The sequence below is a fragment of the Streptomyces cyaneofuscatus genome, from assembly GCF_033109485.1.
Classification (GTDB): Bacteria; Actinomycetota; Actinomycetes; order Streptomycetales; family Streptomycetaceae; genus Streptomyces; species Streptomyces cyaneofuscatus.
On the sequence record NZ_CP137002.1, the window covers coordinates 4,773,715 to 4,795,526 of the forward strand.

A 21,812-nucleotide genomic window follows, 5' to 3' on the forward strand; every position below is an offset into this window, starting at 1 on the left:
CCCCGAGCCCCCGGCCCATCCACCGAAGACACACCAGACCGCGAGAGAGGGATTTCGCATGCCCATGAACAGGCGAGAAATGGTCATGGCCACCACCGGAGCGGCGCTCGTCGCCGCCGCGGCCGCCGTACCGCTGCTGAACGGCGGCGACGACACCGGAGCCGCCGCCGAGGCCGCCGCACCCGCGAAGGCCGCGGGCCAGGAACACACCGAGCGCTACCTCGGCCGCACCATACGCGTCGCCACCGCGGCGGACGGCGGCGGCGTCTACATCGACGGCCGCCCGCTCCACCTCATGAAGTTCGCCGACGACGCCTACCTCAGCTCCATGTGCCACTACGAGATGGCCCCCACCCCGCTGGACGCCGCCCGCCGCGCCGTCGAGGAGTTGCGCGGCGCCGCCCTCCAGCCCTCCACGCACGGCACCCACGTCACGCACCTCTGACGCCTCCGGCACCTCTGTCCCCTGCGGCACCTCTGAAGCGGCCCCGGAACGAAGGAATCCCAGCGATGGTCCACGTACGCAAGAACCACCTGAACATGACGGCCGAGGAGAAGCGGCGCTTCATCAACGCGGTCCTGGAGATCAAGAGACGCGGCATCTACGACCGTTTCGTCAAGCTCCATATACAGGTCAACTCCACCGACTACCTCGACAAGGAGACCGGCAAGCGCCTCGGCCATGTCAACCCGGGCTTCCTGCCGTGGCACCGGCAGTACCTCCTGAAGTTCGAACAGGCCCTCCAGAAGGTCGACCCGCGCGTCACGCTGCCGTACTGGGACTGGACCACCGACCACGGCGAGAACTCGCCGCTGTGGTCCAAGGACTTCATGGGCGGCAACGGCCGGCCCGGCGACCGCCGCGTCATGACCGGACCGTTCGCCCGCCGCAACGGCTGGAAGCTGAACATCAGCGTCATCCCGGAAGGCCCGGAGGATCCTGCGCTGAACGGCAACTACACGCATGACGACCGCGACTACCTCGTACGGGACTTCGGCACGCTCACCCCGGACCTGCCGACGCCGCAGGAGCTGGAGCAGACGCTCGACCTCACGGTCTACGACTGCCCGCCGTGGAACCACACCTCCGGCGGCACACCCCCGTACGAGAGCTTCCGCAACCACCTGGAGGGCTACACCAAGTTCGCCTGGGAGCCCCGGCTCGGCAAGCTGCACGGCGCCGCGCACGTGTGGACCGGCGGCCACATGATGTACATCGGCTCGCCGAACGACCCGGTGTTCTTCCTCAACCACTGCATGATCGACCGCTGCTGGGCCCTGTGGCAGGCGCGCCACCCGAACGTGCCGCACTACCTGCCGACCGTGCCGACCCAGGACGTGCCGGACATCAACACCCCGCTCGGGCCGTGGCACACCAAGACCCCGGCGGACCTGCTCGACCACACGCAGTTCTACACCTACGACCAGTAGACCGACGCGGCGGCGCCGGACAGCGGATCCCCGTTGTCCGGCGCCGCCGCGTTGTGCGGACCCCAATGCCCCTCGAACCAGGAGAGACACCGTGTACGTGGTACTCGCTCTGTGCTGGCTCGTCGTCTTCTTCGACGGCCTGGACGTCACGATCTACGGCGCCGTCATGCCGTACATGCTCGACGACACCGCTTTCGGCCTCGACGCCTCCGCAGCCGGGAGGATCGGCAGCTGGACCACCTTCGGCATGCTCATCGGCGCGCTGACGGCGGGCAACATCACCGACTGGATCGGCAGACGCGCCGTGCTGGTCTGGTGCGTGCTGCTGTTCTCCGCCGGATCCGGGGTCTGCGCGCTGGCCGGAGACCCGCTCCAGTTCGGCGCCGGCCGCTTCCTGGCCGGTCTCGGCCTCGGCGGCCTGATGCCGATCTGCCTGACCGTCGTGGCGGAGTTCTCGCCGCCGCGCCGGATGGCGCTGGCCACCGGCATCCTCATGACCGCCTACCACGCGGGCGGCATCGCGGCGACGGGCCTCGGCCTGGCGCTCGCCCCGGACCACGGCTGGCGGTGGCCGTTCGCCGCGGGCGTGCTGCCGGCGCTCATCGCCGTACCGCTGCTCCTGCGCTTCATGCCGGAGTCGCCCGGCGTGCTGTACGCGCGCGGCCGGTTCGACCAGGCGCGGACGACCGCCGAACGGTACGGACTTCCTGCGCCGACCGCCGCCGACGCACCGGCCGCCGGAGCTGCCGGACGACTCCGTGCCGTACGCGAACTCGTGGCGCCCGGCAGGGCGTTGGCGACACTGCTGCTGTGGGCGGCCTCCTTCTGCGGACTGCTGCTCGTGTACGGCATCTCCACCTGGCTGCCGCAGCTGATGCGCTCCGCCGGGTACGGCCTGTCCACCTCGGTCAGCCTGCTCATGGTCATCAACGGCGGCGGCATCGTCGGCATGCTGGTCGCCGGCCGCGTCGCCGACCGGTTCGGCGCGGTCCGCGTCGCCACCTGCTGGTTCCTCCTGACGGCGGCCGGACTGGCGCTGCTCGCCACCGGGCCCTCGCTCGGCCTCACGTACGCGGTCGTCGCCTTCACCGGCATCTGGCTGTTCAGCGCCAGCACCATGGTCTACGCGGTCGCCGGCCGCTTCTACCCGGCGGCCGACCGCGCCGCGGGCCTGGGCTGGGTCACCGGCGTCGGCCGACTCGGCGCGGTCGTCAGCCCGTGGCTCGGCGGTGCGCTGGTCAGCCGGGGGCTGGAGAGCAGCGGCTTCCTGGTCTTCGCGGTCGGCGGAGTCCTCGGAGCCGTGGCCGTGGTCCTGGTTCCGGCCGTCGCGGCGGCCCGCACACGCACCGGCCCCGGACGCGCCGCCGATGAGAAGGAGCTGGGCGGCGCGGCCGGGGCCGAGGCGGAGGGGGGTTCGCAGGACTCGCAGGACTCGCGGGGTTCGCGGGACTCGCGGGACTCCCGCGACTCGGCGGAGCCTACTTCTCCAGGCAGAACTCGTTGATCGGGTAGCCGACGTGACGGTCCTCGACGGGCAGGTAGCCGAGGACCGTGTCGCCCGGCTTCAGCTCGGTGCTGTTGAGGACCGTGCCACCGGGGCCGAGGACCCGGACGTGCCAGTCGTCCTGGAGGATCAGGTTGACGCGTCGGCCGTCCGGGGCCTCGGCGTCGATGGAGATCAGCGGACGCGTCTCGATCTTCACGCGGCCCACCGTCACCAGCCGCGTGTTGCCCTTGATGTCCACGGCGGTGAGCTTGCTGCCGGTCTTCAGCTCGCTGAGGTAGTTGGTGCGCTCGTCCTTGCCGAGCGTGTACGAGTGGATGGCACCGGCGTTGACGCGGAACGGCCGGGTCGGCATGTACGGCAGCGGGTGGGTCTCGCTGACGCACAGGATCATGCCCTTGGAGTGCGAGCCGACCAGGATGCCCTCGTCCTCGCCGAAGTGCGTGGTGGTGTCCACGCAGGCCCGCTCACCCATGCCGATGTGGCTGGTCTCCACGACGCGCAGCTCGGTGAGGTTGAGGTTGGGGATGCCGGCCTGGGCGATCCGCTTGAGCTCGGCGGCGTCGCCGACGGTCCGCGGCGCCATCATCACGCCGTCCGAACCGTGCTCCAGCACGCCGAAGAGGATCTCCGCCTCCTCCAGGTCCTGCGCGATGGTCACCATCGAGCCGGTGGCGCGCGCGGCGGCGGCGATCACGATCTCCAGCGGGATCTTGGTCGGGTCGCGGAACAGCAGGACGGACCACTTCTCGGTACGCGAGGACTCGCAGGCGTCCTCCAGCGTCGGCGCGTCGATGATCTCCACGAACCGGCCGAACTCGATCTCCGGGTGCTTGATGGCCAGTTCGGCCGGGGTCACCCCGTGCTTGGCCGGGTCGACGATGACGACGGTGGCCTCGCCGAACTCCTCCGGGAGCTGCTTGCCGGACACCAGCAGGACCTTGGTCACGGTCGGCGGCAGGTCCGCGAGGTGGGCGGGATCGTCGGCGACCAGGGCCTCGACCTTGTGGTGCAGGGCCTCCTGGACGATGGCGGCGCGGGCCTCACCGACGGAACGGATGTCGAGCCAGGTCAGTTTCGAAGACGAAGACGAAGACATGCGAAGAACTCCTCAGAAGCGATGGACTGACGTGATGGAACAGGGGAGTTGAGATCGTTCGGCGGGACGGATCAGGCGGCGCCGGCCGTCGCGCCGGCGCGCGCCGGTGAAGCGGACCTGTTGCCGCTGTTGCGGCTGTGACCGCTGTTGTGGATGAGGTCGGAGAGCTTGTCCGCCATCGCCCCGGGATCGTTGGCCTGGAAGACGTTGCGGCCCATGGCGACACCGGCCGCGCCGCCGCGCAGCGCCTCGTCGACATAGGCGAGGATCCGGCCCTCGTCGCTGTCGCGCGGTCCGCCGACCACGACGACCGGAACCGGCGAGGACGCGGTGATCTCGGCCATCGCCTCGACCGATCCGACGTACAGCGTCTTGACCAGGTCGGCGCCGAGGTCGACGGCCACCTGGACGGCGTGGGCGACGAGCGCCGGATCGCGCGGATTGTCGATCTTGGGGCCGCGCGGGTACATCATCGCCAGCAGCGGTACGTTCCAGCGGTCGCAGGCCTCCGCGACCGCCGCCATGTCCGCGATCTGGTGACGTTCCTGGTCGGAGCCGAGATTGACGTGGACGCTCACCGCGTCCGCGCCCATCCGCAGGCTCTCCTCGACGCTCGACACCAGGTACTTGGCGTTGGGGTCGGGGGCGTGGACCGTGCTGGCGCTCAGGTGCACGATCAGCGAGGTCCGGGTGAACCACTCCGGGTCCACGTGCCGCAGCGATCCCTTGTGCAGGACGATGCCGTCGACGTGGTGCGAGGCCAGCTGGCCGACGAGCGCGTCCAGGTGGTGCGCGCGGGTCAGCGGGCCGTCGGTGATCGAGTGGTCGAGCGGGACGATGAACAGGCGCTCGGGGTCGTGGTGGTGGAGCCGTTGGAGTCGCAGACTCCTGGCGAAGGGGGCGTTCGGGGCCATCGGTGCTCCTTGTCTGGTGTCGGCGGGGCGGGCCTCGGGTTGGGATCAGGACCGGGGCCGGGGTCAGGGCCGAGGGGAGAGGCTTGCGGGCAGCGCGCCGGCCTCGGCGCCGAGGCCGAACTCGCTGTGCAGCAGGCCGACCGCGCGGACCGCGTCGGAGCTCGGCACGGTCACCGAGACGCGCAGCTGGGACGCGGACAGCGACCGGGCGCTGATGCCGGAGCCGACGAGCGAGGCCAGCATCCGGGAGGCGTACTCGGGCCGGCTGAGCAGGCCCTGGCCGACGATCGAGACCTTGGCGACCTGGTCCTCGACCTCCACCCCGTGCCGGCGCGGCGCCATGAGGTCGCTGAAGGACCTGCTGACGTCCGCCGCGTGCGAACGGTGGACCGTGAGTCCGAGCGAGAAGCCGCCGCCGGGCGCGGAGGCGACCGTGGTCATGTCGGCCGGGATCGACTCCTCGGCCAGGAACCGGAAGACGTCGGGTGAGGGATCCGGTGTGTCGTGGGTGCGGAGCGTGATGCGGGCGATGTCGGTGTCGTGGACGACGGCCATCACCGCGGTCCTGTCCTCGAGCATGTCGTTTCCGTCTCGTCGGTGGAGTCGATGGATACGGGTGCCGGTCCGCGTGGCCGTGGAGCGGCCCACGAGGATGTCGACGTCGTAGAGGGCGGCGAGCTCGACGGCCCGCGAGTGCATGACCCGCGCTCCGGCGAAGGCCATCTCGGTCATCACGTCGATGTCGATGTCGGGCATGAGCCGTGCGTCGGGGACGACGCGCGGGTCGGCGGTGTAGACGCCGCGCACGTCGCTGTAGATCTCGCAGTGGCCGGCGCGGAGTTCGGCCGCCACCGCGACGGCCGTGGTGTCCGAGCCGCCGCGGCCGAGCGTGATGATGTCGCCGTCGGCGGTGACGCCCTGGAACCCGGCGATCACCACGACCTGGCCCGCGTCCAGGAGCGTGCGCAACTGCTCCGTGTCGATCGCGACGATGACTCCGGCGCCGTGCGGCCCGGTGGCGAGAATGCCGCTCCGCGAGCCGGACAGCGCGGTCGCGGCCAGGCCGCTGTGCTGGAGCGCCATCGCCATCAGCGCCGCGGAGGCGGTCTCCCCGGTGGCGAGCAACTGGTCGAGTTCGTGGCCCGCCGGGTGCGGATTGACCGCGCCGGCCCGGCCGATCAGTTCGTCGGTGGTGTCGCCCTGTGCCGAGACCACGACGACCACACGCCGGCCGGAGCGTGCGAGTGCGCCGACCCGGTCGGCGACCTGACGTACCTGGGACACGGTGGCGAGCGAACTTCCGCCGTACTTCTGGACCACCACGTCGCTCGTGGGACCGCTGCCTTGCGTACTCACGCGCTGCTTCCCCCCGCCTCGTCGAGCCCGGCTTCCCGAGCACTGCGACGAGCTTCCAGGAGCGGGATATCGACGCCGTGTCTCCGTCGCACCGCCGGGCTATTGCGCGTGTATCGGGACAGTGCGGGCGGGCGGAGGCCGGGGCGGGGGCTGCTCGGCGGCCAGGCGGCGGCGAGGTGGCGGCCGTAAAACCGTTGTCACGGGGGGAGCGGAGGCGGGTAACCTTTCCCTGCTTCGTACGGCGGGCGCTGAAGACGGGGGTGTCGGTGCGCGAACACCGTGGGCACGGAAATCGTTCCGGCCGGGGAGGGCGCGGATGACCGCCGGCATCGGATCCGCCGCCGGCTTACGGCAGTCGGTCAGCCTCATCCTTCCGGTCCGGCTGCACGCCGACCCCGTCGCGTGGGCCGAGGGCCCCATCCCCTTCGAGGCCGGTGGCCACCGGACGGATGTGGTTTCGCGTCAGACGTACTTCACCCAGGCCGCGGGGCGCGCGCTGTACGGGTCGCCCCAACGGCCGCGCCGCTGGCACCTGTTCGCCGACACCGTGCACGGGACCCTCCACCTGCACGGCCTGGAGATCCTGCGCATCCCGACGGCGGTGCAGCCCCAACACGCCCTGGCCGTCTTGCACTTCAGCGTCCACTCGGCGGGGTTGCTCGGTGTGCTCCGGGCGCTGGCCGGCCGTGCGGGCGCGGGACCCGATCCGCTGGGCGGCCCGCTCGCCCCCGACGTCCTTCTCGCGGGGGTCGCCTCGCCGGTGGACCTGGGCGCCGCCACCCACCCGTACACCGTCGCCTTCCTGACCCCCGGCCCCTCCGGGACCGCCGCACTCCGCTCCGACGGTGCGCTCCCGGCGACGGCCGACCGCTGGCTCTGGGCGCTGGCCTCCCGGTCCGACGAGACGGACTTTCCCACCGCTCCGGAGCAGTTGCCCGGCCAGACCGAGCGGGCCGTGCGGATCTCCGCCGACTGGAGCGCCCTCGTCCTGCGCCACGGCGCCGCGTTCCTCGGGCATCGACCCGATGCGGGCGAGGGGGACTTCTACGATTTCGCCGCCCTGCACGTCCGTTCCGTCTACCTGGACGCCCTCCTCCTCGGCATCGCGCAGCGGGACCACATCGACGAGCTGACCGACGGGCTCTCCGGGGTCTTCGACGGCCCCGGGCTCGCCCGCCGCGTCACCGGCCTCGAACGGGACATCGCGGCGTTCCGGAGCACCTACTGGCGTCAGCACCTCACCGCCCACGGCCCGGCCAACGAGCTGCTGCTCGCCTACCACGAGCAGTACCGGCTGCCGGCCCGGTTCGAGGAGATCCTCGCGGAGGCCGCCGACTACGCCCGGCTCGTCCAGACGCAGGACGGGCAGCAGATCGCCGGCGCCCTCGGTGTGCTGACGATCCTCGGCCTGCCGCTCGGCACCGCACTGAGCATCCTCCAGGTGCTCGGCGACGACGACCCCCGCCACCTCCTGCTCGCCCTGGCCGTCGCCTTCCTTGCCACGGCGGCCGCCTTCGCCACCCGGTACGGACGCCTGGTCCTCGCTTCGCTGCGGGGCAGCCGCATCTCCGACGAGTGACCACAACCAGCCTGCTCATAGACCTCGTTGTTAGCATCAGGTTCAAACTGCCGAACAGGACACGGTCGACGTGACGGTCAACGAGGGCGAGTCCCTCCGGCTCTACAAGAAGGCCCTGCGCTATGCCGAATCGGACCCGGAGGTCTTCCTCAGTACGGCACGGCGGGCGGCGGAGGCCATCCTCTTGGACCTTGCCATGAGGGAGGCCGTCGGGTCCAAGCCGACGCTCGAATCCCTGCTCACGGTGCTCACGGCCAAAGGGCTCGTACCGCCGAAGATGGTGCTCGCCATCCGCACGATCCAGAACTACGGCAACTTCGGCAGCCACGCCCTCGACGGCTCGGGCGACGAGATCTCCGCGGAGGACGTACAGCCCTGTCTCAACGCCCTGACGCAGCTGGCCGCCTGGTACGGCCGGACCAGTTCGTCGTTCGCGGAGAGCGAGGGGCGGGAGGCGCTGGCCGCCGTGCAGCACACGGCCGGGACGACCCGCCTGGCCGATTCGACCCTGATCGTGGTGAAGGCCCTGCTGCTGGGCTGCGGCTTCGACGAGGTGCTCGCCCGGCGCAACCACCGGGTGGTGTGCGTCCAGCTTCCCTGGTCGGACCAGCTGGTCCGGGAGGTCGCGGAGGGGCGGCTGGACCTGGCGATCTACAACGAGCAACGGCTCCTGAGCATGATCGCGGAGGATGCGGAGCTCGGGGCCCGGGTGGCCTCCGTGGGCCGCCTCGGGCACTCGATGGGAGGCCGCAACTTCTACCTCCTCGCGGCGCGCGGTGGGCGCTGGGGCGGTGCGACCACCGAGGAGTTCCTGGCCGACCCGGCGGGTGCGGAGATCGCCGTGCCGAGGTACAGCGACATGTTCGCCAACGTCCTCACCGCTTTCGCCACCGACGAGGCCGGGCTGCGGGAGAGGGGGGTCCGCATTCTCGACGTGCCCCACCACCTCGGTCTTGAGCTCTTCCATCTGAACCGGGACGTCCTGGCCGTCGGCGGGCAGAACCTCCGGATGCACGCCCGGGACGAGGACGACTACTTCGAGCTGCTCAACTCCGACATGCTTCCGCCCCTGGCCCAGGCGCGGTTACGGTCGGCAGCCGCCAACGTGCTCATCGCGAACCGCACCTGGCTGTCCTCGGTCGGTGTCCGGCCCAACGACCTCTTCCGTGAACTGATGCGGCGGTTCCACGACTTGGGGGCCGACGCCGAGCGCTTCGAGGCCACCGTCGACGACCTGATCGCGCATGCCTCGTTCCCCCTCCAGAGCACCCGGAGCAGCCGGGAGCGGCTGGTGCGCCACGTCCTTTTCGAGAGCTACCGCCTGGGGGACCCGTGACCGACGGCAGACGCGTGCTGGTGCTGGGCGGGACCAACTTCGACATCATCGTGCGGGCGGAGGACTTCCCCCGGGAGCACGAGAAGGTCCGGGGCGACGCCTGCGAGGCGCGGCCCGGTGGGTCGGCGGCCAACACGGCCCTGGGCCTCGCCCGGCAGGGCTGCCAGGTCAGGCTCGTGTCGGCGGTGGGGGACGACGCGCTGGGCCGCCTGTGCCTGGACGACCTCCGGGAGGGAGGGGTGGACACGGCGCTGGTGCGCGTGGACCCCTCGCTGCGGACGAGCATGGCCATCGTGATCTCGTCCGGGACCGGGAAACGGATGATGACGTTCGCCGGAGCCGACCGCGACGAGGCGTTCCGGGCGGTGACGGAGCTGGACGTGGCGGCCGTGGACCATGTCCATGTCGTCGGGGAGCCCACCCCCGAGCTCGGCCGCGTCGTGGCCCTGGCACGCCGGGCCGGCCGTACCGTCTCGGTCGAATGGAACGGCCGGGACATGAGCCGGCTGGCCGAGGGACCGGGACTGAACCTGATGAACGCGGACGAGGCGGGCCGGCTGCCCGGCGCCCTGCCCGACGACGCGGCCGGCACCGCCCTGCGGTACGCCGGACGGCTGTCGGGTGAGGTGATCCTGACGCAGGGGGCCGAGGGCGCCCTGTGGGCCTCACCGTCCGGTGCGGTGGTGCGCGAACCGACGACGGCCGTGGAACCGGTGGACCGTACGGGAGGCGGTGACGCCTTCAACGCCGGCGTCGTCGCCGGCTGGCTGTCCGGCGAACCGCCGTCCGCGTGCATGCGCAGAGGGCTCGATGCCGCGTTGCACGTCATCACGAAGATAGGAGCTCATCCATGACCAGGTGGCTTGGCGTCGCCCTGCTCCCGCGCGCGGACCACACACGCGCCGCGATCCGGCTGCAGCAGAGTCTGGGCGGTGACCAGCCCTTGCAGCCGCCGCTGAGCGAGGAAGGAAATCTGCCCCATCTGACCGTCTTCCAGGGGCCGTTCGAGGACAGCCTGGATCCCGCACGGGAACTGGCGAGGACCAAAGCGGCGCTGAGCCTGCCCGACCAGCTGTCCCTCGCGTCCGTCGGCATCGTCCACCAGCCGACCGGCTGGCTGTTCATGTCCGTCGAACGGCCCGCGCTGCTGGAAAAGCTCCAGGAAGTCGTCCTCGACGGCCTCGCACCCCGCCTCGACCGGCAGGCGTTCGACACCTCGAAGGACACCTCCCGGTTCACGGACGCCGAACGCGCCAGCTTCGCCCGGTACGGCTACCGCTACACCGGCGAGGCCTACGCACCCCACATCACCCTGGGCCGCACCGACGAGGCCACCGCCCTCGAACTCGTACGGACCGCACCCGAGCGCACCCGCGTACCCGCCGAGTGGATCTTCGACCGGTTCAGCTTCTACGTGATGGGGGAGCACGGCGCCCACGCGGAGAAGCTGGCCGAGCTGCCGGTCGGCGCCGTATGAGTCTCCGGCACCCGCCGTACGACGGCCCGGCCCTGCACCGCTTCGCCCAGGAGGCCGTGGGCGCCGGAGTGGAGTGGCTCGCCGGGGAGGGGGCGGGCCGGGCCTGGTCGCACAGGCGGTTCAAGCCCTCGGGGGAAGAGGTCACCGCTGCCGACATCGAGGTCGAGCGGCGGGTCACCCGGATCCTCACGGAGCGCACACCGGAGATCCCCGTCGTCGGCGAGGAGTCGGCGGGCGCGGGCCCCGTACCCGGTACGTGCTGGCTGCTGGACCCCATCGACGGCACGATGAACTTCAGCCGCGGAGCCCCCGGGTACGCCGTCTCGCTCGCCTGCGTGGTGGACGGGGAGCCGGTGGTCGGCGTGGTGGACGCGCCCGCACTCGGCCGGCGCTGGAGCACGGGGGCCGAGGGCGCGGTGGCTGCGGGCGCGCCCGGCCTGCCGGGCAGCCGGACTCTGTCCGGGGCTGTGGTCGGCCTGACGGGTACGGGCTCCGGCCGCTCGCGTCCGGCCCGGCTCATCGGCCTCCTGTACGACAGGGCCCACCGGATCAGGCTGCAAGGTGCGATGAGCCTGGACCTGGTGGGGGTGGCGGAGGGCTGGCTGGACGCCTGCGTATGCCTGGGCCCCAGCCCGTGGGACGTGGCGGCGGGCGTCGCCCTGGTGCGGGAGCGCGGCGGGGCGGTGCTGGGAGCGGGCGGCGGCGCCTTCACCCTGCGGTCTCCCGTTCTGGCCGCGGGCGCCGAGCCGGTCGCCCGGGAGCTGATCGCGCTCTGGGAGTCGCTCGACAGCTGACGGCCCCTCCCCGGACCGTGGGGGGGAGAGAGACGAGGTGGTGCCGCGTGCCCGACCGGCCCAAAAGCGACCTGCGGGACGTCCGTCGACATACCCGTACGTACCCAGGTCGCCCCCTCTACCGCCCGTTCCCGTTCGATTACAGTGCTTGCGCGGTCGCCCGCAGAGGGCCGCGCCGGCGAGGACGTGGTGACGGGGAGGGGGCGGGGTGAGCACAGGGACCACGGCGGTCTGGGGACGGGCCGAGCAGCAGGACTTCCGCAGCCGGGTGCGCGGGGCGCTGCTCGGCGGGGCCGTCGGGGACGCGCTCGGGGCCGGGGTCAGCGGGCTCGCGCTGGAGGAGATCCGGGAGGCGTACGGGGCCGAGGGGGTCACCGACTACGTTGCCGCGCACGGCAGACGCGGGGCCGTCACCGCCCTCACCCAGCTCACCCTCTTCACCGTGGACGGGCTGATCCGCGCCCAGGTCCGCCGGGACACCGGAGCCTGGCACCCGCCCACCGATGTGCACCGGGCCCACCTGCGCTGGGCCGCGACCCAGCACGACTGGGGGCCCGACGAGCGGCGCAAGGACAACGGGTGGCTGGCCGCCGAGGAGTGGCTCTACGCCCGCCGCGGGCCCACCCGGGAGTGCCTGGGCGGCTTCGGCGACACCGTCATGGGGACCCTGGAGCGGCCCAAGAACCCCACCGCCCGGGACGCGGGCGCGCTGACCCGGTCCGCGCCGTTCGGGCTGCTCGTGGGGTGGGAGCCGCAGCTGGTGCTCCAGCTGGCCGTCGAGTGCGCGGCCCAGACCCACGGGCATCCCGCCGCCCAGCTGGCCGCCGGGGCCTTCGCCGTACTCGTGCACGCTCTGGCGCGCGGCGAGAGTCTGGACGGCTCCGTACAGCATGCGATGGTGCTGCTCGGCGAACGCCCTGGACACGAGCCGGTGACCGAGGCCCTTCAGCAGGCCCTCGGGTCGGTGCGGCAGGGCATCCCCGGTCCCGCCCTCATCGAGGCGCTGGGCGCGAGCGACGCCGCCGAGGAGGTGCTCGCCGTCGCCGTGTACTGCGCCCTGGTCAGTGAGGACGTACGGCACGGGCTGCGGCTGGCCGTCAACCACGGCGGGCCGTCCCGCGCCACCGGGTCCGTCTGCGGGGCGCTGCTCGGCGTGCTGCACGGCGAGACCGCGCTGCCGCCGGCCTGGCTCGCCGAGCTGGAGGGACGCCCCACGCTCCTCGAACTGGCCGACGACTTCGCGATGGAGATGACCCAGGGCCCGGCCCTGCACAGCCCGACCGCCGCCGCCCCGGGGTGGCTGGCCCGCTACCCGCGCGGCTGAGATCCGCCGCCGTCCGCTCAGCGCATCAGCGCATCAGTTCGCCCGCGTTGACCAGGAGGGACTGGCCGGTGATCGCCCGCGCCCGGTCGGAGGCCAGGAAGGCGACGGCCTCCGCCACATCCCCGTCCGTGGCCAGCTCCGGCAGCGCCATCCGCTCGGTGAGCCGGGCCAGCACCTCGGACTCCGGTACGCCTTCGGTGTGCGCGGTGAACTGGACGTACGCCTGCACCGGCGGGCCCCACATCCACCCCGGCAGCACGGTGTTGACCCGGATCCGGTGCGGCCCCAACTCCCGCGCCAGGGAGTACATCGCCGAGGTGAGCGCCCCTTTGGACGCCGCGTACGCCGCCTGCCACACCTGGGAGGGTGCGGCCACCGCGGACTGCGTACCGATCACCACCACCGAGCCGCCGCGCTCCTTGAGGGCGGGCAGGCAGGCCCGGGTCATCCGCAGCGTACCGAGCAGGTTGACGTCGAGGACCGACTGCCAGGTGGCGAAGTCCGCGTCCTGGAGGCCGCCGAAGTAGCTGTCCCAGGCGGCCACATGGACCACCGCGTCGATCCCGCCGAACCGCTCGACCGCCAGGGCGGCCAAGGCCTCGCACTGCGCCTCGTCGGTGATGTCGGTCGGCAGGTGGGCGGTGTGCCGGCCGTCCGGGTCGATCTCCGCCGCGACCTTGGCCAGCTGCGCCGCCGTACGCGCCCCGAGCACCGCGTGCCCTCCGTCGCGTACGACGGTCTCGGCGACCCGGTGGCCGAGCCCCGCGCCGACGCCCGACACGATGACGGTCTTTCCCGTGAGCAGCATCCCGGCGCCTCCCGGCCCTGGAAGTTTTTCTGACGGAGCGTCAGAGTAGGTGCCCTCGGGGGCCGATGGAAGGGGAAGGGGTGCGGGACATGGCGGACGAGGGCGAGGGCGAGGGGACGCGGGGCGCGGGCTATGCCGGGCTGGCGGCGGTGGGACCGTACGGGGTGCGCCCGGGGCACGCCCTGATCACGATGGTCGAACCGCATCCGGGCCATGAGTACGCGTACAACCGCTGGTACGAGGACGACCACTACTACGCCGGGGCGACGGCCATGCCGTGGATGTTCGCCGGGCGCCGCTGGGTGGCGACCAAGGACCTCCAGGAGCTGCGCTATCCGGAGGAGTCGGCGGTCGCCCGGCCGGTGGGAACGGGGTGCTACCTGTCGACGTACTGGGTGACCGAGGGCCGCTACGACGAGCACATGCAGTGGACCGTCGCCATCAACAAGCGGCTCAACCGGGACGGCCGGGTCTACCAGGACCGGACCCACGTCTTCACGGCCTTCCAGGACCACGAGGCCACGGTCTACCGCGACGGTGCCGCCGGACCCCGGGACTTCCACGCGCTCGACCACCCGTACGCGGGACTCGTGCTCCAGGTCGTCGACGCCGAAGGACCCGAGCAGCGGGCCGAGTTGCTGGAGTGGCTGAGGTCGCGCCATCTGCCGAAGCGGCTGAGCGGTTCGCCGGCGGCCATGGTGACCGTCTTCCGGCCGACGCCCCTGCCGGGCGACCGGATGACGTACGTGAAGCAGGTCGAGGGGGTGGACACCCGGCTGACGCTGCTGTGGTTCCTCCAGGAGGACCCCCGTACCTGCTGGGGGGCGCACTTCACGGGGCTGGACGCGGCGGTCGCGGAAGCGGGGCTGGGGCGGGTCGAGCTGGTCGCGCCGTTCATCCCGACCGTGCCGGGGACCGATCGGTACGTCGACCGGTTGAGGTGACGGCCGTCGGGTGGGGTGGGGGCGTGGGGTGGGGGCGCGTGCCGAGCCCCCTCGGCCAGGACGGCGAACCGGTCGAGAGGGCTCCATCAGGTGATGCAAGGTGGTGCAGGTGGTGCAGGTGGTGCAGGTGATGCAGTGGTGCAGGTGGTGCGGCCTGCTCTGCGGTCAGGCGTCGACCGGGCCCGTGGCGACATCGCGCACGAACGCGTTCCACGCACCGGGGACGAAGGTGAGCGAGGGGCCCTCGGGGGCCTTCGAGTCACGCACGGCGATGGACAGAGCGACCGGGGACTTGACCTCGACGCACGCGCCGTTGCCCCCGGAGTACGACGACTTCGTCCACATGTCCGTAGCACCCTGAAGAATTGCCATGTTCACTCCGGTTCAGAGAGTTGGGTGAGTCGCACCAACCTGATTCCGGTTGGCGTGATCGACGCTACTCGCCAAGCCCCGTCCATGAGATGGCCGTTCACTCGACCGGGTGTCATTTAGCCAAGAACTCTTACGCCGTGAGTCGGCGGCGGTGTAAGGTACCGCCGCCGCTCCCCCGGCGCTCTGGAGAGTGTCCTGATTCAGCTGGTGTCAGCTGGTGTAGGACTTGGCGATCTTGCTGATGAACTCCCGCGTCTGCTCCACGTTCAGCGCCTGCGCCCGCAGGTGCTCGTACATCACGCTGTAGCGCTGGACGTCGTTCGCCTTCTCCAGGTAGAGATCGCTCGTGACGCCCTCGATGTAGACGACGCTGGAGTCCGCCGCGTCCGGGAACTCCAGGATCGCGTACTGCCCGTTGATCCCGGGGTGCGCCCCCATGTCGAACGGCAGCACCTGCACGGTCACATGGGGCAGGTGCGACTGCTCGACGAGGTGCTCCAGCTGGTCGATCATCACCTGGTTGTCACCGACCCGCCGGCGCAGCGCCGACTCGTCGATCACGGCCCACAGCCGCAGCGGGTTCTCCGGCGCGTTGACCCGGTCCTGGCGCCGGGACCGTACGTTGACGCGCTTCTCGATGTCCGACGGCGGTGCCTCGGGGAGCGCGCCGCTGATCAGCGCCTCGGCGTACGCCCGGGTCTGGAGCAGGCCCGGAACCATCTGGGGCTCGTACACCCGCAGGGACTCCGCGTCCGTCTCCAGACCGATGTAGACGCTGTACGGGATGTCGCCGAAGGCGTGCCACCAGCCCTGCTGGCGCGAGTCCTTGGCCATCTGCATGAGCGAGTCGACGATGCGGACGTCCTCGACCTCGTACACCCCGCAGAGGTCGCGCACATCGCGCTGGCTGATGGAGCGGCGGCCGTTCTCCAGGCGGCTGATCTTCGACTGCGAGACCAGCAGCCGCTCCGCCACCTCCTCTGCCGTCATGCCTTTGAGTTCGCGCAGGCGGCGCAGTTCCTGGCCCAACCTGCGTCGCCTGACTGTGGGATTGACGTTGGACGGCACGGAAAGTGCACCTCCGGCTATGTAGCTGTGCGTATCTACTGCTCAGCAGATTGCCACCCCTTGCCCCGGCCGCGCTGGGAAACGGCCACACGCAGGTGCGTGCGGTATAAGCCCCCGACCGCGCACCGGAGCACGCACCGGCGCGTGAGAGGGCGTGCGCTACGGCGCGCAAGCGCACGGGGCAGCCGGTCGAAACCGGCTGCCCCGTGCGTGGTGCGGCTCCCGAACCGGGTCCTGTGACGACGGCACGGCGGTGTGCGATTGTCCGCGCGGTCCTCTGCGCGGGTCCTGCTCAGGCGCTCCGGATCAGCTCGCGGCGGTGTGCGCCATGCTGTCCCGGCGTGCCTGTGCTTGCGGCTGCAACGGAACGCCCGCTGCCTGCTGCGTACGGCGCGGCTGGACGGCCACTCCGTTCTGGACGTCCATCACGGCATGCGCCACGAGGCCGCCCATGGGGTCGTGCCTGATCAGGTCCCGGAGCCGGGAGCGCGATGAACGCCCCTCGTTCCCGGGGTACAGGTGCTTGCCGAGTCCGACCGCGTGGGCCAGTGCGGCGAGCGCCGCGGTCCGCGGGTCCGGCGGTACGCCGGTGCGGATCGCACTGTCCAGCCGGGCCCTGATGTCCCGGCTGATCGCCGTGTCCGTCGCCTGGTAGCGAGTCGTCGGCAGCACTCCGCACATCTGGCCCGCCACGGCATGAACCATGCCGCACCGCTCCAGATGAGCGAGATAGATCTGGCGCAGCCCCAGCCGGGGTCCGCCGATCCAGTGGACCGCCCGGACCGGGCTGCCACGACGGCGCAGCAGCTCCAGTGCGGAGTCCAGTGTCGGATCTCCTGTCGGCCGTGGCATCACCACGGCGATACGATCCCCGTCAGGGGCTATCCGTCCTGCCAGAGCCAGCTCCACTAGCTGTGCCCCGGCCAGGCCGAGGTCGAGCGACTGCGGCTGCGCTGTGGTACCCGTGGTCGGGTCCAGAGCGAGCAACAGAAGCTCCTCCGGGATTGTTCTGCGGCTCCTGCCCATCCATGCCTCCCCGCGTGGATGTCTGACAGGGTGACCCCTCTCACATTCATCTGTCGAGAGCGCCTGACTGCTTTGTGTGGGAACCAGTAGGTATGTCGTTCTCGTCTAGCAGCTCGGCCAGGGGTTCACACAGGACACTGGTAGATGGTTCGGACAGCGCGGGGATTGCCCCGCGGCGCATGAGGAGGCATCGGTGGCGGGCGAGTCCCCCGACAAAACGGAGCAGCGGAAGTCGTCGGGGACGGCTGCGGAAGAACGTGATCCGCGCTTCGCGGTGTTCCGCGAACCCGGTGCGGACGTGGCTGAGGATGCGGCTGCCGACGAGGCGACGACGGACGGGGTGACGACGGACACGGCTACGGCTGTCTTCCGTCCCCGTCTCCCGGAGGACGAGGCCGGGCGCGCGCCGCAGGGGTCCGCTTCCGGCCCCGAGGAGCCCGCTTCCGGCGAGGAGGAGCCCGCGAAGGCCCCTGAGGGCGCTGTAACGCCCCAGAAGCCCGCAGAGGGCGCCGAGGCCCCCGAGGGCGCTGACGCGGCCGCGGAGGCCCCTGAGGGCGACGCGGGCGACACGTCCGATGCCGGTGTGGGTGAGCCGGAGCCCGGTGACGTACGGCTGCGCGCGGCGGTGGCCGCGTGGGTCGATGCGGAGGCCGAAGGCGAGGCCAAGGCGGACGACGAGACGGACGGCAAGGCGGACGACTCCGCAGACTCCGCGAAGGGCGGGGTGGAGGCGAAGGGCGAGCCGGCCGCGGATGCCGACGCCGAGCCTGCTGCTGACTCCGACTCCGACTCCGACTCCGCCCCCGAGGCCGAGGCGGAGACCGTGACCGCGGCTGAAGCCGAGAAGGCGGAACCTGCGGCCGACGCCGACGCCGACGCCGAGTCCAAGTCTGACGCCGAGTCCAAGTCCGACCCCACGTCCGACGACGACGGCGAGGGCCCCGCTTCCGACGCCGGCGCCGACGCTGCCACCGGCTCCGACCTGCGAGGAATCGATCAGCCCACGGCCGTCTTCAAGGCGGTCGCACCCCCGAAGCGGGTCGACCAGCCGACGACCGCGCTGAAGCTCTCGCCGCAGGAGCGCGAAGAGCTGAAGGCCGCAGGCGGCAAGGCTCGTGAGCCCGAGAGCGCCGTCGAGCGCACGAGCACCTTCGTGCCCCTGCGCTCCGACGACGTACGGCCCACCCCCGCGCCCCGCGCGCCGGAGACCGAGGCCCCGACGGGCAAGCCGGACGCCGGCCCGGCGACTCCCACCCCGGCTTCGACCCCCAGCCCCACCCCCACCCCCGCCCCGGCCGCCCCCTCATGGGCCGCGGCCGAGCGGACCCGGCAGCAGCCGCTCCCGCCCAAGCCGCCGCTCGACCTGCTCGCCGAGCTGACGAACACCCCGCCGCCGGCCGAGACCCCGGTCCGTACGGCGGTGCGGCGGGTCAAGATCTGGACCCCGCTGGTCCTCCTCCTGCTGATCGTCTTTGCGATCGTGCAGGTGATGCGCCCGCTGCCGGAGCCGGCCCTGGAGCTCACGGCGAAGCCGACGTACACCTTCGAAGGCGGTGAGACCAAGCTGTCCTGGCCCGGCCAGGGGCAGTCCGCCGTGATGGTGGACGGCGTCGGGTCGCTCGGTTCGGAGGGGGCGCAGAAGCCGGCGCCCATCGCCAGCGTCGCCAAGGCCATGACCGCGTACGTGATCCTCCAGGAGCACCCGCTCAAGGGTGACGAGGTGGGTGAGACGATCACCGTCGACCAGCAGGCGGAGGACGAGTCCAAGAACGAGGACGAGTCCGTGGCCCAGCTGACCAACGGCCAGAAGCTCAGCCAGCTCCAGCTGCTCCAGTTGCTGATGATCCCCTCGGGGAACAACGCGGCGCGGCTGCTCGCCCGCTGGGACTCCGGGAGCGAGGACAAGTTCGTCGAGAAGATGAACGAGGCGGCCAAGGACCTCGGGATGGCCGACTCGACGTACACGGACCCGAGCGGCCTGAAGAAGACCACGGTGTCCACCGCGACCGACCAGCTGAAGCTGGCCCAGGCGGTCATGCGGAGCGAGGTGTTCCGGAAGATCGTGGACATGCCCGATATCGAGATCGATGGCATGCCCGGCAAGATCTACAACAACAACACGCTGCTGCTTCAGCCCGGCGTGAGCGGTATCAAGACCGGTTCTTCCACCCCTGCGGGCGGCAACCTCCTCTGGTCCGCGAACACCGTGGTCGACGGCAAGACGCTGTGGATCTACGGGGCGGTCATGGGTCAGCAGTCCGGTACCGGGGTCCACCACAGCCTGGAGCTGTCCCTGGCCAACAGCCTGAAGCTGATCAAGGACGCGCAGAAGGCCCCCACCTCCGCCACGGTGGTGAAGAAGGGTGACGTGGTCGGATATGTGGACAACGGTTTCGGCGCACAGACCCCGGTCATAGCGACGAAGAACCTCAAGGCGGTCGGCTGGCCCGGACTGAAGGTCGAGCTGAAGGTCACCGACAACGGCAAGGGCATCGCGCACGCCGCGAAGGCCGGCAGCGAGGTCGGCATGGTCACCGTGGGCACGGGCACCGGAAAGGTCACGGCTCCGGTGGCGCTCCAGGGCGACCTCACCGAGCCCGCATTCGGCGACAAGCTCACCAGGATCGGCTGAGCACACAGCGGTACGGGGCAGGTACGGGGGCAGATACGGGGGCAGGCGCGGGACGGGGTGAGCGGCGTCGCTCACCCCGTCCCGATGTCAGGAGAATGTGTCGGAGGTACGTGTTAGCGTCCCCGGACAACTGAAGGGCGCCGGGACGCGTCCTGAAAGGCGTACGGGGCCGCCGGAGGACGGGGAGAACCGTAGTGACCACCGCGGAGCCGAGACCCGGCCGCGAGGCGGACAGCAGCACCGGAAAGATCGCGGACGGCGACAGCGCCGCCCCGCGCGTCCTGCTGCCCTCCCCCCGTACACCGGAGCCTTCCGCTCCCGAGCCCACCACCACCCCTGAGCCGCCGCCCACCACCCCCACCCGCCGGCTGCTGCGCCACCCCGTCACCATCGCCACGGCGGCCGCGGCCGTCACCCACGTCCTGTGGTTCCTCTTCTTCGCCAACAGCGGCGGCGACATCGCGGCGCAGGACGCCTGGGCCGAGTTCGTGGGCCGGCACCCGGGCACCGCGTACAACCTCGCCTGGTACGGGGGCATGCACCCCGTCTCGTACAGCGTGGTCTCGCCGTATCTGATGTCGGTGCTCGGCGTCCGCTCCACGATGATGATCGTGGGGACGGTCTCGGCGGCGCTGACCGCGCTGATCCTGGTCCGGGTCCGGGCCGTGCGCAATCCGCTGGCCTGTTCGCTCGCCGGGGTCTTCGCCTACCTGTGCAACGCGCTGTCGGGGCGGGTGACGTTCGGGCTCGGCATGATGTTCGCCGTCGGTGCCGTCGCCGCCGTCTTCTGCTGGCCCCACCGCTGGCGGTACAAGCGGTGGGCCAAGGCGGCCGTCGCCGCCCCGCTCGCCGGTCTCGCCACCGCCTCCAGCCCGGTCGCCGGGCTCTTCCTCGGGGTCGTCGCGGCCGCGCTCTTCCTCCACAAGCGGCGCCCCGGTGCGTACGCGATCGGGCTCGCCCCCGTCGCCGTGGTGGCGCTGTCCTCCCTCCTCTTCCCGTTCTCCGGTACGCAGCCGATGTCGCTGGGGACGGTGTCGCTGCCGTTCCTCTTCGCGGTCCTCGTCTTCGTCCTCGTACCGCGCGACTGGTCCACGGTCCGTACGGCCGCCGCCGTCTACGGCTTCGGCACCGTGCTCACCTACTTCGTCGACTCGCAGATCGGGTCGAACGTGACCCGTATGGCGATGCTGTTCGCCGGGATCGTGCTGCTCGCGGCCCTGCCGTACACGGTGCCGCGCAGCCGCCGCTGGTACGCGCTGGTCCTGGCGTTCGCCGGGCTCAACTTCTGGATCGGCTTCAAGGGCGTCGACGACATCGTCCGCACCACCCCCGACGCCTCCTGGGCCCGTTCGCTGGCCCCCCTGGTCAACCAGCTCCAGCAGGTCGGGGCCGAGAGGGGCCGGGTCGAGGTGGTCCCCGCGAGCAGCCACCGGGAGGCCTCGGCGCTGGCCACGTACAACCTGGCCCGCGGCTGGAACCGGCAGGCCGACATGAAGCGCAACCCGCTCTTCTACGACGACACCCTGGACGCGGTCAACTACCGGCAGTGGCTCGACCGCTGGGCGGTCCACTACGTGGTGCTGCCCACCGGCAGGCCGGACGGCGGGGCGGAGCGGGAGACGGAGCTCGTGGGGAAGGGGCTGTCCTACCTCCGCGAGATCTGGAGCGACGAGAACTGGAAGCTCTACCGGGTCCTGGAGCCGACCCCGCTCGCCGATCCGCCCGCGACGGTGGAGAAGGCGGGGGCGAACGAGCTGACGATCAGGGTCGAGTCGGCGGGCCGGGTGCTCATCCGGATCCCGCACTCGCGCTGGCTCGCGGTCGTCGACGAGCAGGGCAAGGCGGTGGAGCGGCCGCAGGAGACCGAGGAGTCCAAGCTGCGGACGCAGGAGGACGAGACGGCCCCCAAGACCTTCGACAACCTCCACGGCTGCCTGAACAAGATCGTGGACGAGGGTCCGTACGGCGACGAGTGGACCGAGCTGCTCGCGCCGAAGCCGGGGGTGTACCGGCTGGCGGCCCCGTACCAGTTGCAGCCGGGGACGCCGTGCCCGGAGGAGCTCAGCTGAGCCGAACCGGGCTCTTCTGCAAGGACGTTGCGGAAAAGACGGCTGTACGGACCCGTTGAGCCGGTTTCAAACCGATCGC

At 71.3% G+C, this 21,812-nt stretch carries 19 protein-coding genes; 12 read left to right on the plus strand and 7 right to left on the minus strand.

Going from position 1 to position 21,812, the window contains the following annotated elements; all coding sequences use genetic code 11:
• Window positions 1-64 precede the first annotated feature (64 nt).
• From R2B67_RS21100 to R2B67_RS21110, 3 genes are all read left to right on the plus strand, one after another.
• A complete protein-coding gene (locus R2B67_RS21100) occupies window positions 65-445 on the plus strand; it encodes a tyrosinase family oxidase copper chaperone (protein ID WP_234017893.1) in 381 nt (126 codons plus the stop codon).
• Between the two features lie 65 nt (window positions 446-510).
• Window positions 511-1,431 (plus strand): grixazone synthase, encoded by a 921-nt coding sequence (griF, locus tag R2B67_RS21105; RefSeq protein ID WP_018515805.1) that lies wholly within the window; start codon window positions 511-513, stop codon window positions 1,429-1,431.
• A gap of 91 nt (window positions 1,432-1,522) precedes the next feature.
• A complete protein-coding gene (locus R2B67_RS21110; protein WP_317820208.1) occupies window positions 1,523-2,935 on the plus strand; it encodes an MFS transporter in 1,413 nt (470 codons plus the stop codon).
• On the opposite strand, the gene griH is transcribed toward R2B67_RS21110, so the two are convergent.
• From griH to R2B67_RS21125, 3 genes are all read right to left on the minus strand, one after another.
• Complete coding sequence (griH, locus tag R2B67_RS21115; RefSeq protein WP_317820209.1) at window positions 2,910-4,034, minus strand: 3-amino-4-hydroxybenzoic acid synthase; 1,125 nt, start codon at window positions 4,032-4,034, stop codon at window positions 2,910-2,912. The two genes, R2B67_RS21110 and griH, sit on opposite strands and share 26 nt — an antisense overlap.
• Window positions 4,035-4,105: 71 nt before the next feature.
• Window positions 4,106-4,948 carry a 2-amino-4,5-dihydroxy-6-oxo-7-(phosphonooxy)heptanoate synthase gene (gene griI, locus R2B67_RS21120; RefSeq protein WP_018515802.1) on the minus strand — a complete coding sequence of 281 codons (843 nt, stop codon included), beginning with the start codon at window positions 4,946-4,948 and terminating at the stop codon, window positions 4,106-4,108.
• Window positions 4,949-5,011: 63 nt separating this feature from the next.
• The gene (locus tag R2B67_RS21125; protein WP_317820211.1) at window positions 5,012-6,304 is read right to left on the minus strand and encodes an aspartate kinase; all 1,293 of its coding nucleotides are present in this window, start codon (window positions 6,302-6,304) and stop codon (window positions 5,012-5,014) included.
• A 316-nt stretch (window positions 6,305-6,620) separates the two neighbouring features.
• Between R2B67_RS21125 and R2B67_RS21130 the strand changes: the two genes are divergently transcribed.
• The 6 genes from R2B67_RS21130 (at window position 6,621) to R2B67_RS21155 (ending at window position 12,814) form a co-directional block, all read left to right on the plus strand.
• A complete protein-coding gene (locus R2B67_RS21130; protein WP_317820213.1) occupies window positions 6,621-7,883 on the plus strand; it encodes a hypothetical protein in 1,263 nt (420 codons plus the stop codon).
• Between the two features lie 70 nt (window positions 7,884-7,953).
• Window positions 7,954-9,219, plus strand: coding sequence for a DUF4145 domain-containing protein (locus R2B67_RS21135; RefSeq protein WP_317820215.1), 1,266 nt, complete (start codon window positions 7,954-7,956; stop codon window positions 9,217-9,219).
• The gene (locus R2B67_RS21140; RefSeq protein ID WP_317820217.1) at window positions 9,216-10,073 is read left to right on the plus strand and encodes a carbohydrate kinase family protein; all 858 of its coding nucleotides are present in this window, start codon (window positions 9,216-9,218) and stop codon (window positions 10,071-10,073) included. The genes R2B67_RS21135 and R2B67_RS21140 overlap by 4 nt, the downstream gene beginning before the upstream one ends.
• Complete coding sequence (locus R2B67_RS21145) at window positions 10,070-10,696, plus strand: 2'-5' RNA ligase family protein (protein WP_317820218.1); 627 nt, start codon at window positions 10,070-10,072, stop codon at window positions 10,694-10,696. Before R2B67_RS21140 ends, R2B67_RS21145 begins: the two co-directional genes overlap by 4 nt.
• Entirely contained in the window at window positions 10,693-11,490 is a 798-nt protein-coding gene (locus R2B67_RS21150; RefSeq protein WP_317820219.1) for an inositol monophosphatase family protein, read from the plus strand. The genes R2B67_RS21145 and R2B67_RS21150 overlap by 4 nt, the downstream gene beginning before the upstream one ends.
• A gap of 208 nt (window positions 11,491-11,698) precedes the next feature.
• Entirely contained in the window at window positions 11,699-12,814 is a 1,116-nt protein-coding gene (locus tag R2B67_RS21155) for an ADP-ribosylglycohydrolase family protein (RefSeq protein ID WP_317820221.1), read from the plus strand.
• A gap of 25 nt (window positions 12,815-12,839) precedes the next feature.
• On the opposite strand, the gene R2B67_RS21160 is transcribed toward R2B67_RS21155, so the two are convergent.
• Window positions 12,840-13,622, minus strand: coding sequence for an SDR family oxidoreductase (locus tag R2B67_RS21160; RefSeq protein ID WP_317820222.1), 783 nt, complete (start codon window positions 13,620-13,622; stop codon window positions 12,840-12,842).
• A gap of 89 nt (window positions 13,623-13,711) precedes the next feature.
• On the opposite strand from R2B67_RS21160, the gene R2B67_RS21165 reads away from it, so the two are divergent.
• Entirely contained in the window at window positions 13,712-14,566 is an 855-nt protein-coding gene (locus tag R2B67_RS21165; protein WP_317820223.1) for a hypothetical protein, read from the plus strand.
• A gap of 165 nt (window positions 14,567-14,731) precedes the next feature.
• Here the strand turns inward: R2B67_RS21165 and R2B67_RS21170 are convergent, their stop codons facing one another.
• The 3 genes from R2B67_RS21170 to R2B67_RS21180 all read right to left on the minus strand — a co-directional run bounded on the left by R2B67_RS21170 (window position 14,732) and on the right by R2B67_RS21180 (window position 17,032).
• The gene (locus R2B67_RS21170; protein WP_026242170.1) at window positions 14,732-14,938 is read right to left on the minus strand and encodes a DUF397 domain-containing protein; all 207 of its coding nucleotides are present in this window, start codon (window positions 14,936-14,938) and stop codon (window positions 14,732-14,734) included.
• A gap of 210 nt (window positions 14,939-15,148) precedes the next feature.
• A complete protein-coding gene (locus R2B67_RS21175; protein WP_026242169.1) occupies window positions 15,149-16,006 on the minus strand; it encodes a type II toxin-antitoxin system RelB family anti-toxin in 858 nt (285 codons plus the stop codon).
• A 306-nt stretch (window positions 16,007-16,312) separates the two neighbouring features.
• A complete protein-coding gene (locus tag R2B67_RS21180; RefSeq protein ID WP_018515795.1) occupies window positions 16,313-17,032 on the minus strand; it encodes a GOLPH3/VPS74 family protein in 720 nt (239 codons plus the stop codon).
• 193 nt (window positions 17,033-17,225) lie between these two features.
• Here R2B67_RS21180 and R2B67_RS21185 point away from each other — a divergent pair, with 193 nt between their 5' ends.
• Both R2B67_RS21185 and R2B67_RS21190 read left to right on the plus strand, forming a co-directional pair.
• Entirely contained in the window at window positions 17,226-19,664 is a 2,439-nt protein-coding gene (locus R2B67_RS21185) for a serine hydrolase (RefSeq protein ID WP_317820226.1), read from the plus strand.
• Between the two features lie 194 nt (window positions 19,665-19,858).
• Window positions 19,859-21,733: a DUF8823 domain-containing protein gene (locus R2B67_RS21190; protein WP_317820228.1), complete on the plus strand. Its 1,875-nt coding sequence runs from the start codon at window positions 19,859-19,861 to the stop codon at window positions 21,731-21,733.
• Window positions 21,734-21,812 lie beyond the last annotated feature (79 nt).

Coding starts and splice junctions, on each gene's coding strand:
- R2B67_RS21100 (WP_234017893.1), top strand. CDS start 65: ATGAACAGGCGAGAAATGGTCATGGCCACCACCGGAGCGGCGCTCGTC.
- griF (WP_018515805.1), top strand. CDS start 511: ATGGTCCACGTACGCAAGAACCACCTGAACATGACGGCCGAGGAGAAG.
- griH (WP_317820209.1), bottom strand. CDS start 4,034: ATGTCTTCGTCTTCGTCTTCGAAACTGACCTGGCTCGACATCCGTTCC.
- griI (WP_018515802.1), bottom strand. CDS start 4,948: ATGGCCCCGAACGCCCCCTTCGCCAGGAGTCTGCGACTCCAACGGCTC.
- R2B67_RS21130 (WP_317820213.1), top strand. CDS start 6,621: ATGACCGCCGGCATCGGATCCGCCGCCGGCTTACGGCAGTCGGTCAGC.
- R2B67_RS21145 (WP_317820218.1), top strand. CDS start 10,070: ATGACCAGGTGGCTTGGCGTCGCCCTGCTCCCGCGCGCGGACCACACA.
- R2B67_RS21150 (WP_317820219.1), top strand. CDS start 10,693: ATGAGTCTCCGGCACCCGCCGTACGACGGCCCGGCCCTGCACCGCTTC.
- R2B67_RS21160 (WP_317820222.1), bottom strand. CDS start 13,622: ATGCTGCTCACGGGAAAGACCGTCATCGTGTCGGGCGTCGGCGCGGGG.
- R2B67_RS21165 (WP_317820223.1), top strand. CDS start 13,712: ATGGCGGACGAGGGCGAGGGCGAGGGGACGCGGGGCGCGGGCTATGCC.
- R2B67_RS21170 (WP_026242170.1), bottom strand. CDS start 14,938: ATGGCAATTCTTCAGGGTGCTACGGACATGTGGACGAAGTCGTCGTAC.
- R2B67_RS21180 (WP_018515795.1), bottom strand. CDS start 17,032: ATGGGCAGGAGCCGCAGAACAATCCCGGAGGAGCTTCTGTTGCTCGCT.